Genomic DNA, 13,686 nt, shown 5'->3' on the forward strand with positions numbered 1-13,686 from the left:
GGCTGACGGCTGACGGCTGACGGCTGACGGCTGCTGGAGCGCCGTCGCTGTGATGTCAGTCTGCGCGGCCCGCGGGCACATCGGGCTCCCAGCGCAACAGGTCGCCCGGCTGGCATTCGAGCACGGCGCACAGCGCGTCGAGCGTGGTGAACCGCACGGCCTTCGCGCGACCATTCTTCAAGACGGCGAGGTTGGTCGGGGTGATGCCGATCCTGTCGGCGAGTTCGCCGACGCTCATCTTCCGCCGCGCCATCATCACGTCGATATCGACCACGACGGGCATCAGATCACCTCGTTGTCGAGCTCTGAGCGCCACGAGCGCGCCTCTGCCTCGCGGTCGATCGCCTGCCGCAGCAGCGCCTTCATCACCACGACCAGCAGCGCCATTCCGGCGAGCACCACTCCTGCGCCCCCGATCAGCGCCACGACACCGGGAGCGATCGATCCCTGTGCGAGCAGGGCCGCCAGGATCCAGGTGAGCAGCGCCGCCGTCAGGATCGCTCCGATGATCACGTCGACGTACCGGAAGGAGGACTCCGAGAAGATCGAGCCGGCGCGCACCCTGGTCAGCAGCATCCACACGCACACGCCGAAGACCTGGAGTGTGCCGACACCCAGGACGACGAGGGAGACCAGGAAGATCCGGCCCCACAGCTCGTTCTCGCCGAGGTCGAGCCACAGCAGAGGGACGATCAGGGCCTGCACCGCCACGGAGCCGAGCATCGCCACAGCGATCACGATGCGCAGCACGAGGATCGTCAGTTTTCCCATGGAGTGACCTTTCATCGAAGAACATGGGAAATCTATCGATATTCGTTCGATCTGGCAAGTCGGATCACTCCGAGCGACCGTCGAGGCCCCCTCGGATGGAGACCTCGGAGGGGCCTCAGTGCTTCCGCAGGAGAGCGCGGAGTCTGCGGGCGGTTCGTCCGGCGAAGTCCTTCACGCGTCCACCTGGCCATTCGCGGCGGAGCTCGACGTCGCCGTCATCCGTCGCCACGAGAGCGCATGAGCGTCCGGCGAGCAGAGGCGACCGCCCGGCGCGGGCGAGCACGGCGGGGCTGGCCTCGAGTGGGGTCTCGAACGTCCACCCCGCGCGGCGGACCTTCACGGTCAGGGCGCCTCCGCGCGACTCGTCGCTCGGGCCGAACACCTTCAACGGATCGATCGCGACGCGGGCGGCGTCGAGATTGCGGGGGTGCCGGCCGCCGATGTGACGTTCGGCGCCGGTCTCTCCATCTCGGAGGAACAGGTCGACCCGGTCGTTGCGCAGTTCGCGGCCGGCGACCAGCAGGTTGTCCGGAAGCCCCTCGATCGTGGAGACGGGGAGGGAGATGAGGCGGGTGACCTTCTTCGAGCGCGTGGGCGTGGATCCGGCATCCGCCGCACCGACGCTCTTCGCCGCGGCGTCCTGGTGTGCGGAATCTGAGCCGCCGTCGTCGGTGGGCGCCGATGGCCTCACCTCGGAGCGCGACGTCTCGAAGACGAAGGCGTCGTGGCCGTCTCTCGTGAGCGTCACGCGGAGGGTCAGGTGAAGGCCGCCGCCACGAGACCAGTGCGCTTCGGTCACGACGGCCCGGCACACGGTCTCGGCCTCGAACCTTGCAAGGCCGAGCAGGTCATCGCGACGGCCGGCGCGGAGCAGGGCCGCGCGGATCCGGTGGGGGAAGCCGAGGCCGGCATCGACTCCCGGGCCGAACTTCTCCTGCACCAACGGGGTCACGACGTCGAGGAGGCGGTCGCGGTAGTCGTCGGGATACCGGACCATCTGTCGTCCGGAGAGCCGTTTCAGGATCTTGCCGCGGAACCAGTGCCGCAGCAGGCGGTCACGCAGCTTCCCGGGTTCGGTGTGCGCCTCGACGAGATCGAGCACCGTCTCCAGGTGGGGGAAGTACGTGTCGGGGTCGATGCGCGACGAGCTCGCGCTGCCGGGCTCCTTCACCCAGGCGTAGCAGGGCTCGCTCGCCAGGATCGAGATCGTCGATGCGGCGAAGTAGGCCTGCATCACGAACAGATGATCCTCGAGTCGCACCTTGCCCTCGGGGAAACGGATGCCGTTGGCCCGGAGGAACGAGGTGCGGAACATCTTGTGCGGTGTGAGCATCTCCAGCAGGGGATCGGTCCCGAGCACTGCGCGAGGGACGTCGTGGCTGAAGATCCGGCTCGGGAGGCGACGACCGATGCCGACCTCCTTGCCCACGATCACGTCGGACGAGTTCAGGTCGGCGTAGTCGCACAGCTTCTCGAGCGCACCGTCGAACAGGTAGTCGTCCTGGTCGACGAACTGCACGTAGGTGCCGCGGGCGGCATCGACTCCGTGGTTGCGGGGCATGCCCGGCCAACCGGAGTGCTCCAGCGACAGCACGCGCACGTGGGGTCGATCGCGGGCGATGGCCGCCAGGCGCGCGCCGGTGGGCTCGCCGGAGCCGTCGTCGCACAGGAGCACCTCGAAGGCCGAGGTGCCCAAGGTCTGGCGATCGAGCGAAGCGATGAGGTCGTCGAACGAGGGCCCGGGGCGGAACACCGGGACGACCACGCTCACGCGGATGGCGTCTCCGGCGCTGGTGCTGTTCTCCGGTCGATCACTCTGTGACAAACGTCTCACTCCCCCAAGTCGACAAGTCACCGAGCTAACCACGACTTCCTGTGTGCGTCACCGGGCTTGCGCGACGCCCGGGCGTGTGCACCCCGGGCTCGGAGACTCCCACCCCACACACAGCATGAACGATATATCGTTGAGTATCGTTCACCACAGCAGGAGGTCATCATGAACAACGCATTCCCCTCCAACCCGTTCGGCGGCAACGGCGGCTCCGGGAGCAACGGCGGACCCGGCGGACTCTTCGGCGGCTCCGGCTCCGGCTTCGGAGCGGGCCCCGGTGGTCCGGCCTCCGCGATCTTCGAGGCGATGGACCAGCTCCGCAAGTCCTTCGAGTCCCGCCCCTCCGGAGGCTCGCGCATGGCCCGCGGCGACGTCCGCACGGCCGTGCTCTCACTCCTCGCCGAGAAGCCCATGCACGGCTACCAGATCATCAACGAGATCGCCGAGCGCAGCGGCGGCACCTGGAAGCCGAGCGCCGGCTCCGTGTACCCGACGCTGCAGCTGCTCGCCGATGAAGGACTCATCGAGGCCGAGGAGCAGAACGGTCGCAAGACCTACTCGCTCACCGAAGCAGGGCGAGCGATCGCCGACGAGAGCTCCGAGACCCCGGCTCCATGGGAGTCGTCCTCCAGCAAGGACGGGAACCGCGACAACGCCCGCTTCCACGCGCTGCCCAAGGCGGGCGTAGACCTCGCCGCCGCGGCCGCCCAGGTCGGTCGTAGCGGAAGCCCGGAGCAGGTGCAGGCGACCATCGAGATCCTCGACGAGGCGCGCCGTAGGCTGTACTCGATCCTCGCCCAGGACTGATCGCGCAGTGCGGCATCCGGTGAGGAGCGGCGAAAAGAGGATGACGCGATGAAGGATGCCGCGGCGCAGGGCGCCCATCGTGCCCGCTACCGCCGCATCCTCTCGTTCGCGGCGCGAGAACTCGTCAAGATCTGGTGGTTCGAGCTCGTCCTCCCGCGGTTCGGGATGAGTGCTGTCGCGGAGCGCACGCGTGGACCGCGCATGCAGAAGTTCGCACGGCGCTTCCACGCGCTCGCGATCGAGCTCGGCGGTCTCATGATCAAGGTCGGGCAGTTCATGTCGTCGCGCCTGGACGTGCTGCCTCCGGAGATCACCGCCGAGCTGGAGGGGCTGCAGGACGAGGTGCCTGCCGTGCCGTTCGCCGACATCCGCCGCGCTGCCGAGGCGGAGCTGGGCCGACCGCTCGCGCAGGCGTATGCCTGGTTCGACGAGACGCCGGTGGCTGCGGCGTCCCTCGGTCAGGTGCACCGTGCCCGTCTCTCGGAGCTCGACGCCGCCGACACCGGCCTCGACGACGTCGTGGTGAAGGTGCAGCGTCCGGGCATCGATGAGATCGTCGCGGTCGATCTGGCGGCGCTTCGACGCGTCGCGCGGTGGCTGACCCGTGTGCGCCTGGTCGCCGACCGCGTCGACGCCCCGGCGCTCGTGGAGGAGTTCGCCGAGACCAGTCTGGAAGAGATCGACTACCTTCATGAGGCTGCCAGCGCCGAACGGTTCCGCGAGAACTTCGCCGGCGACCCTCGCGTCGGCACCCCCGAGATCGTGTGGGAGCGCTCGACGCGTCGGGTGCTGACGCTGTCGGACGTCACGGCCATCAAGATCAACGACACCGACGCTCTTCGCGCGGCCGGCATCGATCCGTCCGACGTCGCCGCCGTGTTCGCCGAGGTCATGTTCGATCAGGTCTTCACGCACAGCTTCGTACACGCCGACCCCCACCCCGGCAACATCTTCGTCACGCCGTCGCCCTCTGCGGAGGGCGCGGTCGAGCAGGGCTCTGATCGGGGCTTCCGGCTCACCTTCATCGACTTCGGGATGATGGCCGAGATCCCCGCGAGTCTTCGCGACGGGCTGCGCATGCTCCTGATCGCCGTCGCCGGGCGCGACAGCCGCGGCCTCGTCGCGGCGGCGCAGGAGATCGGCGTGCTGCTGCCCTCCGCCGACACCGCCGAGCTCGAACGTGCGCTGACGGCGTTGTTCGCCCGCTTCGGCGGCATGGGCTTCGCTGAGCTGAGCAAGGTCGATCCGCGCGAGTTTCGCGACTTCGCCGAGGAGTTCGGCGACATGGTGCGCTCCCTCCCGCTCCAGCTGCCCGAGAACATGCTGCTGCTCATCCGTGCCGTCTCGCTGACCTCGGGCATGTGCAGCGGGCTCGACCCGGCCTTCAACGTGTGGGACGCGGCCGAACCCTACGCCGGGCGTCTGCTGCGCGACGAGAGCGGCAACATCGTGCAGGCCTTCGCGAATCAGGCGATGGACACGATGAGCACGACCTGGAGCCTGCCCGGTCGCATCGACAGGATCATCACCCGCATCGACGACGGCAACATCTCCTTCGACACCTCGCGTCTGGAACGTCGCCTCGATCGCCTCGAAGGCATCGCCCGTCGCATCGCCTCGGGAGTGCTGTTCGCGGCCCTGCTCATCGGCGGTGCGCTGCTGGTCCCGTCGATCGCGCCCTTGGGCATCACGCTGATCTGCATCTCGGCGCTTCCGCTGCTGCACGCCCTGTTCGCAGGGTTCGGCCGCCGCGGCCCACGCTGACCGCGGCGCGCCCGGGAAAACCCGCACCACACGTCATCGGGTCGCCGCGCCGTTCCCCGATACGCGGCGGATCGGGCCGATGGTCCCGGTCCTCCGCTTTCGCGGGCCCACGGCTCGCATGACAGGATGGGATGCCATGGAGACCCCTGACGAGAAGCCCGACGATCGCTCCGCAGGACACACACCTCCGCGTCCTCGCACGGATGCCGTCGGCACGGGCGCGAACCGCCTCCCGACCAAGGCCACCGCGACGGCGAGGAAGATCGTCCGCGACATCGCCGCCGTCCCCCCGCGCAGTGTGCACCCGGCCCTCGTGCCCGGCGTCTCGGTCGAGGAGACCGGACGCACCTACCGCACCGACCCGCTCGTGTTCGGAGTCGCGGTCACCCTCGTCGTCTCCTTCATCGCCTGGGGCATCTTCGCCGGCGACAACCTCTCCGGCACCACCTCTGCGGTTCTCGGCTGGGTCGTGGAGTACTTCGGTTTCTTCTTCACTACGATCGCCACGATCGTGTTGGTGTTCATGCTCTTCGTCGGCTTCAGCCGATACGGTCGCATCCCCCTCGGCCGCGACGACGAAGAGCCCGAGTTCTCGATGTTCTCCTGGATCTCGATGCTCTTCGCCGCGGGCATGGGCATCGGACTCGTCTTCTGGGGCGCGGCTGAGCCGCTGACGTTCTTCGAGAGCCCGCCGCCCGGCACCGTCGAGGCGACCACCCTCGAGGCCATGCACACGGCTCAGGCGCAGGTGCTCTACCACTGGGGTCCGCAGGCATGGGCGTTCTATGCCCTGGTCGGCGGCGCCATCGCGTATGGGGCGTTCCGCCGCGGTCGCACCCCGCTCATCTCCTCGATCTTCGCGCCGTTGCTCGGCGAGGGGCGCACGGCCGGGCCTCTCGGTCGCACGATCGACGTGTTCGCGATCATCGTCACGCTGTTCGGTACCGCCGCCTCGCTCGGTCTCGGCGCTCTGCAGATCGGGCACGGCGTCGAGCTGGTCAGTGGGATCGGCGAGCTCGGAAACGGTGTGCTGATCGCCGTCATCGCGTTGCTCACGGCGTGCTTCATCGCGTCGGCGGTCTCGGGAGTCTCCAAGGGCATCCGTGCGCTGTCGAACATCAATGCGGTGATGGCGCTCGTGCTCGCCTTCTTCGTGTTCTTCGTCGGTCCGACGATGCTCATCCTGAACATCATCCCCTCCATCGCGGTGCAGTTCGTCGGCGATCTGCCGCAGATGATCGCACGCTCGGCATCACAGGGTGAGGAAGCTCAGGCCTTCCTGTCGAGCTGGACCATCTTCTACTGGGCCTGGTGGATCTCATGGTCTCCGTTCGTGGGCATGTTCATCGCGAAGATCTCACGCGGACGCACGCTCCGTCAGTTCGTGTCGGTCGTGATCCTCGTCCCCTCGGCCATCTCCCTCGTCTGGTTCGCGATCTTCGGCTCGACAGCCATCCAGCAGCAGATGGATGGAGCGGGGCTCACGGTGGACCCCCCGGAGGAAGTGCTCTTCGGTGTGCTGGAGAACCTGCCGTTCCCGCTGATCACGAGCGTGCTGCTCATCCTGCTCATCTCGATCTTCTTCATCACCGGTGCGGATTCGTCGTCCCTCGTGATGGGCACCCTGTCGCAGCAGGGGCGACCCGAGCCGACCCGCTGGGTGACGATCGTCTGGGGATCGCTCGTCGGCGTGATCGCCGCCGTGCTGCTCGTCACCGGCGAGGAGGGGAGCGGTCTGAAGTCTCTGCAGAACGTGACCATCATCGCCGCGCTGCCGTTCGCGATCATCATGGCGTTCATGATGGTCGCCTTCATGAAAGACCTGCGGCGTGATCCGCTGATCCTTCGCGAGCGCTACGCCAAGGCCGCGGTGCGGCACAGCGTCATGGCAGGGCTCGAGGAGTATGGCGACGACTTCGCTCTCGTGGCGGTCGAGTACGACCACTCCGAGGACGACCTCGACTGGATCGACGAGTCGACCGTCGACGACTCGCTCGCCGAGGTGTACGAAGCGGCGACCGAGGCGATCGACATCATCCCGCCGGCCGACGTGGATGCGGTGGTCGATGCGGCTCTGGAGGACGGCCCCGTCGCACCGGATGTGGCAGATGCTCCGGAGCGTCCTCGCGCCGACTGAGCGCTACTTCGCCTTCGCCGCTTCCGCGGTGGCGGTGATGCGCGCGGCCATGCCGGCGAAGATCGCCCCGTGGAACGGGAGCACGGCGAGCCAGTACAGCCGTCCGGTCAGCCCGCGGGGGAAGAAGATCGCGCGCTGCTCGTAGCGGGCGCCTTCTTCGTCGGGAAGGGCGCGCAGTTCGAGCCATGCCTCGCCCGGGACCTTCATCTCGGCGCGCAGGCGCAGCAGCGAACCGGCATCCGCCGTCTCCACGGCCTCGACGCGCCAGAAGTCGATCGCATCGCCGACGCGCGCGGCCGTGCGATTGCGGCGGCCGCGGCGGAGTCCGACACCGCCGACGATGCGGTCCATCCACCCGCGCACGGCCCAGAGCAGCGGCGAGGAGTACCAGCCGTTCTCCCCGCCGATGCCGAGGATCACGCGCCACAGCTCGTCGGGTGAGGCGCTGGTTGTCACGGAACGGGAGTCGGTGAACACCGTGCGTCCGGCCCACTCCGGGTCGCTCGGCAGCGGGTCGCTGGGCGCTCCGGAGACCTCGGAATCCTGCCAGCTGGTCTCGATGGTGTCGCCGCGCACCCGACCGAGCGCGAGGTCCACGGCGCGTCGGTAGGGTGTCAGGCCGTTCTCGGGGCGGGGGATGAGCTCGTCGACCTCGTGGTCCTTCATGATGCACTCGTTCTGCAGCGACGCCACGAGAGGGCGCGCGATCGAGCGCGGCACCGGGGTCACCAGGTTTACCCAGTGCGAGGCGAGCCCGGGCGTCAGCACCGGGAGGGCGGCGATCGCGCGCTGGCGGAGTCCCGCCTCGACCGCATAGCCATTCATCATCTGGCCGTAACGCAGCACGTCGGGGCCCCCGATGTCGACGGCGCGGTTCACATCGGCGTCGACTCGCGCCGCCCCGAGCAGGTAGTGCAGTACATCGCGCACGGCGATCGGCTGGATGCGATTGCGCACCCATTTCGGCGCCGGCATGTAGGGCAGCACGTCGGTGAGGTGGCGGATCATCTCGAACGATGCCGACCCCGATCCGATCACGACTCCGGCCTGCAGCACGAGGGTCGGCACGCCCGACCGCAGGAAGATCTCGCCCACATGCACACGCGAGCGCAGGTGCGGCGAGAGCTTCGCGTCGTTCGGATGCAGCCCACCGAGGTAGACGATGCGATGCACGCCCGCATGTGCCGCGGCGGCGGCGACGGTCTGCGCCGCACGCTCATCGCTCTCCTCGAAGCCCTTGCCCGCCGACATCGAATGGATCAGGTAGTACACGACATCGACGTCGTCCATGGCTTCGGCGACGGCATCCGCATCGTCTGCCGAGCCCTCGACGATCTCGCAGTCCGCCCCCCAGGGGAACGACGCCGCACGCGCGGCATCCCGTGCCAGCACCCGCACCCGGTACCCCGCGTTCAGCAGGCGCGGCGTCAGCCGACCGCCGATGTATCCGGTCGCGCCGAGCACGAGCGCGCGCGGTGCGGATCCGTCGTCGCGGGGGACGGCGCGCAGAGTCTCTTCGCGGCCGGTGGGCTGGGTGAGTTCGGGCATGCCACGAGCGTAGGCCGGGAGGGCGCCGAGAGGAACGGGGTTGCGGGGTGTGACGGCGATCGGTAGGGGATGTGGTGATGTGTGGCGCGGGGCGGACGGGCGGACGGAAGGCGTCGGGCGTGCGGTCCGGCGCGGACGGTTCAGATGTCGGAAGGATGCACGCATGCAGGGAGCCCGCACGGCGATTCGTCCTGCATCCGTCATTTCCTCCGACAAGTGGCACGACGTGAAGGGATTAGTGCAACTTGAGGGTTGCGCACCAGGGGTTGCATGTGCAACCTTGGGGTTGCGGTCGGCCGACCGGTCGACGGAACATGCGGGAGATCCCGAAAGGACCCATCATGGTGAGCATGACCCACAACGAGGCATCTGTCGTCGACGAGGAGTCGTTCTCGGTTCGGCGAAGCATCCAGATCACGGCACCCGTCGAGAAGGTGTGGCGTGCCGTGGCCGAGCCGCAGCACATCTCCCGCTGGTTCGGGCGCACCGAGCTCGACGGCGTCGGTGTCGGCGCGACCGGCACGATGACGTTCCCGGACTACGACGTGATTCCTCTTCGCGTGGAGGAGCACGAGGAACCGCGGCGCATCACCTATCGCTGGAACAACGACGACGCCCTCGGGAAGCTGCCGGACAGCATCGACGAGTCGACCTCGACCGTGTTCACCTTCACTCTCGAAGAGGTGGATGGGGGCACGCGGCTCACGGTCGTCGAGAGCGGCTTCGAGCGCACGTCCGAGCCGCGGGCCAACCTCGAGTCGCATCGCACGGGCTGGGACCTGGAGCTGGACAAGATGGTGGCACTGGTGGAGGGCGACGCGTGATCTCAGAAGCCCTGCTGCCCATGTTCGCGGCACTCGCGGACGAGACACGCTGGAGCATCCTGACGGCTCTCGGCGAGGGGGATGCTTCGGCATCCGCCCTCGCCGGGCGCCTTCCGGTGTCTCGCCAGGCGATCGCGAAGCACCTCGCGGTCTTGCAGGAGGTGGGGCTCGTGGAGCCCGTGCCGGTGGGGCGCGAGGTGCGCTTCCGCGTCGTCGGCACCGAGCTCTCCGCCACGGCGGCGAAGCTCGATGCGATCGGACGCGAGTGGGATCGTCGTCTCGCTGCGATCAAGGAGATCGCGGAGGGGCTGTAGGTCTCAGAGGGCGGTGTATCCGCCGTCGACCAGGTGGTAGCTGCCGGTGATGAAGCTCGCCGCGTCGCTCGCGAGGAAGGCGATGAGGTTCGCGACCTCGTCTGCCTGCCCCAGGCGGCCGATCGGGTGCTTGCTCACGAGGAACTCCTTCGCCTCGTCGCCCATGTTCGCCAGCAGCGGGGTGTCGATGAAGCCGGGGCCCACCGAGTTCACGCGCACGCCCTTGGCGGAGTACTCGAGCGCCGCCGACTTGGTCATCCCGACCACGCCGTGCTTGGCCGTGACATAGGCGGGGGAGCCGGCGAAGCCGACGCTGCCGAGGATCGAGGCGATGTTCACGACCGAGCCGCCGCCGTTCGCGAGGATCGACGGGATCTGCGCCTTCATGTTGCGGAAGACCGCGTTGAGGTTGATCGCGATGACCTTGTCCCAGGCCTCGTCCTCGTACTCGGCCGTCGGAGCGGTGGCACCGCCGATGCCGGCGTTGTTGACGCCGATGCGCAGGGGTGCGAGCGAGTTCGCGAGTTCGATGGACGACGCGATCCACGCCGCATCCGTCGCGTCGCCGACCGAAGCCTCGGCCGTGCCGCCGGCCGCGCGGATCTCCTCGACGACCGCATTCGCGTGATCCGCATTCAGGTCGTTGACCACGACCGATGCGCCGTTCTTCGCCAGCAGGAGGGCGGTCGAGCGACCGATTCCGCTTCCTGCGCCCGTCACGATCGCCGAGCGGTTCGAGACGTCGTACTGAGCCACGAGTGACTCCACTTCCGGGCGGGCACGGTGCCGGGAGATCTTCTCGGACGGTCCGTCCTTCTCTCCAGCCTACGCCCGAAACGCGGGGGTGGATTCACGTGAATGGATGCGGGCATCGGGCGCAGCGGTTCAGGCGGTGGCTCGCTCGTGCTGTCGATCGTCTGCCGCAGGGCCTGCGGCTTCTGCGCCGGAGCGGACGCGAGGCCACGTCCAAGCGGAACGCAGGATGAAGGCGAGGAGCAGAACCTCGATGCCGATGGACAGCCCGTAGAAGAACGCCCAGTCCCACGACTCTCCGGCTGCGTTGAACAGCGAATACGGGATGTAGAGCGCCGCGACGATGAGGTTCGTGATCCGGTTCGCCCGGGAGTGAAGGGTCATGGAGAGCGTCACCATCAGTGCGGGGATCGCCACGGACGCGAGCATGCCGGTCAGCAGGGTCGGGCTGATGTCGAACTCGTAAACGACTCCGGCCTGGATGCCGTCGACGGTGCCGGGCTTGTAGAGGTGGAAGTAGTCGACGTAGATGTACAGGAACATGAAGCTGGTCCACGCGGCGGCGAGTTTGGCGTGTACGGGAATGCGGTGATCTTCGAGTGCACTGGTGGGTCGACGGGTGTTCATCATGGGCTCCCTTGTTCGTTCCTTACAGCTGTAAGGATGAGAGCGATGCTAGCCTTACGCGTGTAAGGAGTCAATGACCTCATGAATGCACGAGCGCTGCTCAGCAAGGCCCGGATCGTGGAAGCTGCGGCGGTGGTCGCGGATCGAGGCGGTGTGGGCGCCGTCAGCATGCGCTCGGTGGCGGCCGAGCTCGGCGTGGAGGCGATGTCTCTCTACCACCACGTGGCCAACAAGAGTGCTCTGCTGGATGCGCTCGCCGATTGGGCGTTCGAACAGATCAGCGCCCCCGAGGTCGATGCCCCGTGGCGGTCGGCGATGGTCGGTCGGGCTCGATCGGCGCGGTCGGTGCTCGTCCGGCATCCGTGGGCGCTCGGCATGATCGAGGCGCGCCCTCGTCCCGGGACTCCGCTTCTCCGGCACTTCGATCGGGTCTACGGATGCCTCCTGAACTCCGGCTTCTCGCCGGAGCTCGCCACGCACATGTTCTCGGCGCTCGATGCCTACATCTACGGCTTCGCCCTCACCGAGTCCACCCTTCCCTTCGCTCCCGCCGAAGGGGCCGAGAACTCTTTCGCGGAAGACGTCGCACCGAGCCCTGATGAGTACCCGCATCTCGCGCGAGCGTTGGAGGGGCTCATGAGCGGGGGGACGTACTCTTTCGCCGACGAGTTCGACGTCGGTCTCGATCTCCTCCTCGAGGGGTTCGAGCGCCGACTCGCACAGGCTTCCTGAATCCGTGCGGCCGAGGGGCGCTCCTGAAGCGTCTAGCGAAGGTCGCTCTTGACACCGGCCCCGCTCAGGCATAACGTACAACCAAATGGTTGCACAAAGAGAACTGAGCGAAGCGGAGGTCGACCGTGTCTTCCACGCACTGGCCGCGTCGACCCGGCGCGACATCCTGCGCCGGACGATCGAGCGCGAGCAGTCGGTATCGACCCTCGCCGCAGACTACGAGATGTCGTTCGCCGCGGTGCAGAAGCACGTCGCCGTGCTCGAGGCCGCGAACCTCATCGTCAAGCGCGCCGAGGGACGCGAGCGGCTCGTCCGCGCGAACCCCGAGATGATCGCCCGCGCCAGGGCGCTCCTCGCCCGATACGAAGAGTTGTGGCGGTCGCGCATCGCCCGACTCGACGACCTGCTGGCCGAGACGCCTCGGTCCGGCTCATCCGACACCAGCGACAACTACAAGAACGAGCAAGGAGACTGAACATGCCTGTCACCGACGTCACCACCGATGCCGAGAATCTGACCATGACCGTGGTCGCCGACTTCGCAGCCCCGATCGAGCGGGTGTGGAGCGCGTACTCCGACCCGCGTCAGCTCGAGCGCTTCTGGGGTCCTCCCGGGTGGCCGGCCACCTTCACCGCCTGGGACCACACCGTCGGCGGTCGTGCCGTCTACTCGATGAGTGGTCCGCGCGGGGAGAAGTCGTCGGGGGCGTGGGAGTTCGTGTCGATCGACGCGCCGAACAGCTTCGAGGTCATCGACTCGTTCGTCGATGAGAGCGGCAAGCCGCTCGACGGTTTCCCCGCGCAGCGGATGTCTTTCGTCTTCGAGCCCACCGCCGAAGGCACCCGCATGGTCACCACGAGCCACTTCGACTCGGTCGATGCGCTCGAGCAGGTCGTCGAGATGGGCCAGGTCGAGGGCCTCAAGATGGCGATGGCGCAGCTCGACACCGTGCTGCAGGACCTCCGCGACTACGCACAGGGCAAGGGCACGCGCGTCGAGCTGCTCGACGACACGCACGTGCGCATCACGCGTCTGGTCGAGGGGCCGCGCGAGCTGGTGTGGCGCGCCCACTTCGAGCCCGAGCTCATCCGCAAGTGGATGCTCGGACCCGACGGCTGGGAGATGACGGAGTGCGTCGCCGCCACCGAGGTGGGCCAGTCCTACCGGAACTCGTGGGCGCCGGTCGGCGACACCGAGGGGGAGCCGTTCGGCTTCGAGGGGGAGGCGCTCCTGATCGACGCCCCGCGTCGCGCAGTCAGCACCGAGCGGATGCAGGGCATGCCTGTCGAGACGCTCAACGACCTGAACCTGTACGAGGAGGATGGCGCGACCCTGGTCACGGTGCTCATCGAGTACCCCGACAAGGAGACGCGCGACATGATCCTCGCCACCGGCATGGCCGACGGCATGGAGTCGTCGTTCGCCCGCCTGGAGCGGGAGCTGCTCTCCGTCTGAGCGCGCACAACTCCGGACGAACCGGTCGGATCCGCCAGGATCCGGCCGGTTTCGCCGTCTGCGGGCACACCTCTTCCTGAGTTGTGAACGCGGCAGGCGGACGCCGACAGGCGGAACCCGGCC

General features: G+C 67.9%; 14 protein-coding genes. 8 read left to right on the top strand and 6 right to left on the bottom strand.

The window, feature by feature from the left end; all coding sequences use genetic code 11:
• Nucleotides 1–55: 55 nt before the first annotated feature.
• From ASD13_RS11125 to ASD13_RS11135, 3 genes are all read right to left on the bottom strand, one after another.
• Entirely contained in the window at nucleotides 56–283 is a 228-nt protein-coding gene (locus ASD13_RS11125; protein WP_055869206.1) for a helix-turn-helix domain-containing protein, read from the bottom strand.
• A complete protein-coding gene (locus ASD13_RS11130; RefSeq protein ID WP_055869207.1) occupies nucleotides 283–771 on the bottom strand; it encodes a DUF2975 domain-containing protein in 489 nt (162 codons plus the stop codon). The genes ASD13_RS11125 and ASD13_RS11130 overlap by 1 nt, the downstream gene beginning before the upstream one ends.
• Before the next feature lie 115 nt (nucleotides 772–886).
• Nucleotides 887–2,542: a glycosyltransferase family 2 protein gene (locus tag ASD13_RS11135; protein WP_162246292.1), complete on the bottom strand. Its 1,656-nt coding sequence runs from the start codon at nucleotides 2,540–2,542 to the stop codon at nucleotides 887–889.
• A gap of 225 nt (nucleotides 2,543–2,767) precedes the next feature.
• On the opposite strand from ASD13_RS11135, the gene ASD13_RS11140 reads away from it, so the two are divergent.
• The 3 genes from ASD13_RS11140 (at nucleotide 2,768) to ASD13_RS11150 (ending at nucleotide 7,310) form a co-directional block, all read left to right on the top strand.
• Nucleotides 2,768–3,409 (top strand): PadR family transcriptional regulator, encoded by a 642-nt coding sequence (locus ASD13_RS11140; protein ID WP_055869209.1) that lies wholly within the window; start codon nucleotides 2,768–2,770, stop codon nucleotides 3,407–3,409.
• Between the two features lie 48 nt (nucleotides 3,410–3,457).
• On the top strand, nucleotides 3,458–5,173 hold the full coding sequence (locus ASD13_RS11145) for an ABC1 kinase family protein (RefSeq protein WP_055869210.1): 1,716 nt from the start codon (nucleotides 3,458–3,460) through the stop codon (nucleotides 5,171–5,173).
• A 136-nt stretch (nucleotides 5,174–5,309) separates the two neighbouring features.
• Nucleotides 5,310–7,310, top strand: coding sequence for a BCCT family transporter (locus tag ASD13_RS11150; protein ID WP_055869211.1), 2,001 nt, complete (start codon nucleotides 5,310–5,312; stop codon nucleotides 7,308–7,310).
• A 3-nt stretch (nucleotides 7,311–7,313) separates the two neighbouring features.
• Here the strand turns inward: ASD13_RS11150 and ASD13_RS11155 are convergent, their stop codons facing one another.
• Complete coding sequence (locus ASD13_RS11155; protein WP_055869212.1) at nucleotides 7,314–8,858, bottom strand: SDR family oxidoreductase; 1,545 nt, start codon at nucleotides 8,856–8,858, stop codon at nucleotides 7,314–7,316.
• Between the two features lie 350 nt (nucleotides 8,859–9,208).
• Between ASD13_RS11155 and ASD13_RS11160 the strand changes: the two genes are divergently transcribed.
• Nucleotides 9,209–9,682, top strand: a complete 474-nt coding sequence (locus tag ASD13_RS11160) for an SRPBCC domain-containing protein (RefSeq protein ID WP_235562562.1) — start codon at nucleotides 9,209–9,211, stop codon at nucleotides 9,680–9,682.
• Nucleotides 9,679–9,996 (top strand): ArsR/SmtB family transcription factor, encoded by a 318-nt coding sequence (locus tag ASD13_RS11165; protein WP_235562564.1) that lies wholly within the window; start codon nucleotides 9,679–9,681, stop codon nucleotides 9,994–9,996. Before ASD13_RS11160 ends, ASD13_RS11165 begins: the two co-directional genes overlap by 4 nt.
• 3 nt (nucleotides 9,997–9,999) lie before the next feature.
• Here the strand turns inward: ASD13_RS11165 and ASD13_RS11170 are convergent, their stop codons facing one another.
• Together ASD13_RS11170 and ASD13_RS11175 are read right to left on the bottom strand one after the other, a co-directional pair.
• Nucleotides 10,000–10,752 carry an SDR family NAD(P)-dependent oxidoreductase gene (locus ASD13_RS11170; protein ID WP_055869213.1) on the bottom strand — a complete coding sequence of 251 codons (753 nt, stop codon included), beginning with the start codon at nucleotides 10,750–10,752 and terminating at the stop codon, nucleotides 10,000–10,002.
• Between the two features lie 129 nt (nucleotides 10,753–10,881).
• Nucleotides 10,882–11,379, bottom strand: a complete 498-nt coding sequence (locus tag ASD13_RS11175; RefSeq protein WP_235562566.1) for a DUF6326 family protein — start codon at nucleotides 11,377–11,379, stop codon at nucleotides 10,882–10,884.
• Between the two features lie 78 nt (nucleotides 11,380–11,457).
• Here ASD13_RS11175 and ASD13_RS11180 point away from each other — a divergent pair, with 78 nt between their 5' ends.
• The 3 genes from ASD13_RS11180 to ASD13_RS11190 all read left to right on the top strand — a co-directional run bounded on the left by ASD13_RS11180 (nucleotide 11,458) and on the right by ASD13_RS11190 (nucleotide 13,563).
• Nucleotides 11,458–12,108 carry a TetR/AcrR family transcriptional regulator gene (locus ASD13_RS11180; protein ID WP_055869214.1) on the top strand — a complete coding sequence of 217 codons (651 nt, stop codon included), beginning with the start codon at nucleotides 11,458–11,460 and terminating at the stop codon, nucleotides 12,106–12,108.
• Between the two features lie 85 nt (nucleotides 12,109–12,193).
• On the top strand, nucleotides 12,194–12,583 hold the full coding sequence (locus ASD13_RS11185) for an ArsR/SmtB family transcription factor (protein ID WP_055869215.1): 390 nt from the start codon (nucleotides 12,194–12,196) through the stop codon (nucleotides 12,581–12,583).
• A 2-nt stretch (nucleotides 12,584–12,585) separates the two neighbouring features.
• A complete protein-coding gene (locus ASD13_RS11190) occupies nucleotides 12,586–13,563 on the top strand; it encodes an SRPBCC family protein (protein ID WP_055869216.1) in 978 nt (325 codons plus the stop codon).
• Nucleotides 13,564–13,686: the final 123 nt, after the last annotated feature.

The organism is Microbacterium sp. Root1433D1, assembly GCF_001426835.1.
Lineage (GTDB): Bacteria > Actinomycetota > Actinomycetes > Actinomycetales > Microbacteriaceae > Microbacterium > Microbacterium maritypicum.

Bases quoted from the DNA above. Each gene is read 5' to 3' on its own strand.
- ASD13_RS11155 (WP_055869212.1), bottom strand. From the start codon at position 8,858: ATGCCCGAACTCACCCAGCCCACCGGCCGCGAAGAGACTCTGCGCGCC.
- ASD13_RS11145 (WP_055869210.1), top strand. From the start codon at position 3,458: ATGAAGGATGCCGCGGCGCAGGGCGCCCATCGTGCCCGCTACCGCCGC.
- ASD13_RS11185 (WP_055869215.1), top strand. From the start codon at position 12,194: ATGGTTGCACAAAGAGAACTGAGCGAAGCGGAGGTCGACCGTGTCTTC.
- ASD13_RS11150 (WP_055869211.1), top strand. From the start codon at position 5,310: ATGGAGACCCCTGACGAGAAGCCCGACGATCGCTCCGCAGGACACACA.
- ASD13_RS11180 (WP_055869214.1), top strand. From the start codon at position 11,458: ATGAATGCACGAGCGCTGCTCAGCAAGGCCCGGATCGTGGAAGCTGCG.
- ASD13_RS11175 (WP_235562566.1), bottom strand. From the start codon at position 11,379: ATGATGAACACCCGTCGACCCACCAGTGCACTCGAAGATCACCGCATT.
- ASD13_RS11190 (WP_055869216.1), top strand. From the start codon at position 12,586: ATGCCTGTCACCGACGTCACCACCGATGCCGAGAATCTGACCATGACC.
- ASD13_RS11160 (WP_235562562.1), top strand. From the start codon at position 9,209: ATGACCCACAACGAGGCATCTGTCGTCGACGAGGAGTCGTTCTCGGTT.
- ASD13_RS11125 (WP_055869206.1), bottom strand. From the start codon at position 283: ATGCCCGTCGTGGTCGATATCGACGTGATGATGGCGCGGCGGAAGATG.
- ASD13_RS11130 (WP_055869207.1), bottom strand. From the start codon at position 771: ATGGGAAAACTGACGATCCTCGTGCTGCGCATCGTGATCGCTGTGGCG.
- ASD13_RS11140 (WP_055869209.1), top strand. From the start codon at position 2,768: ATGAACAACGCATTCCCCTCCAACCCGTTCGGCGGCAACGGCGGCTCC.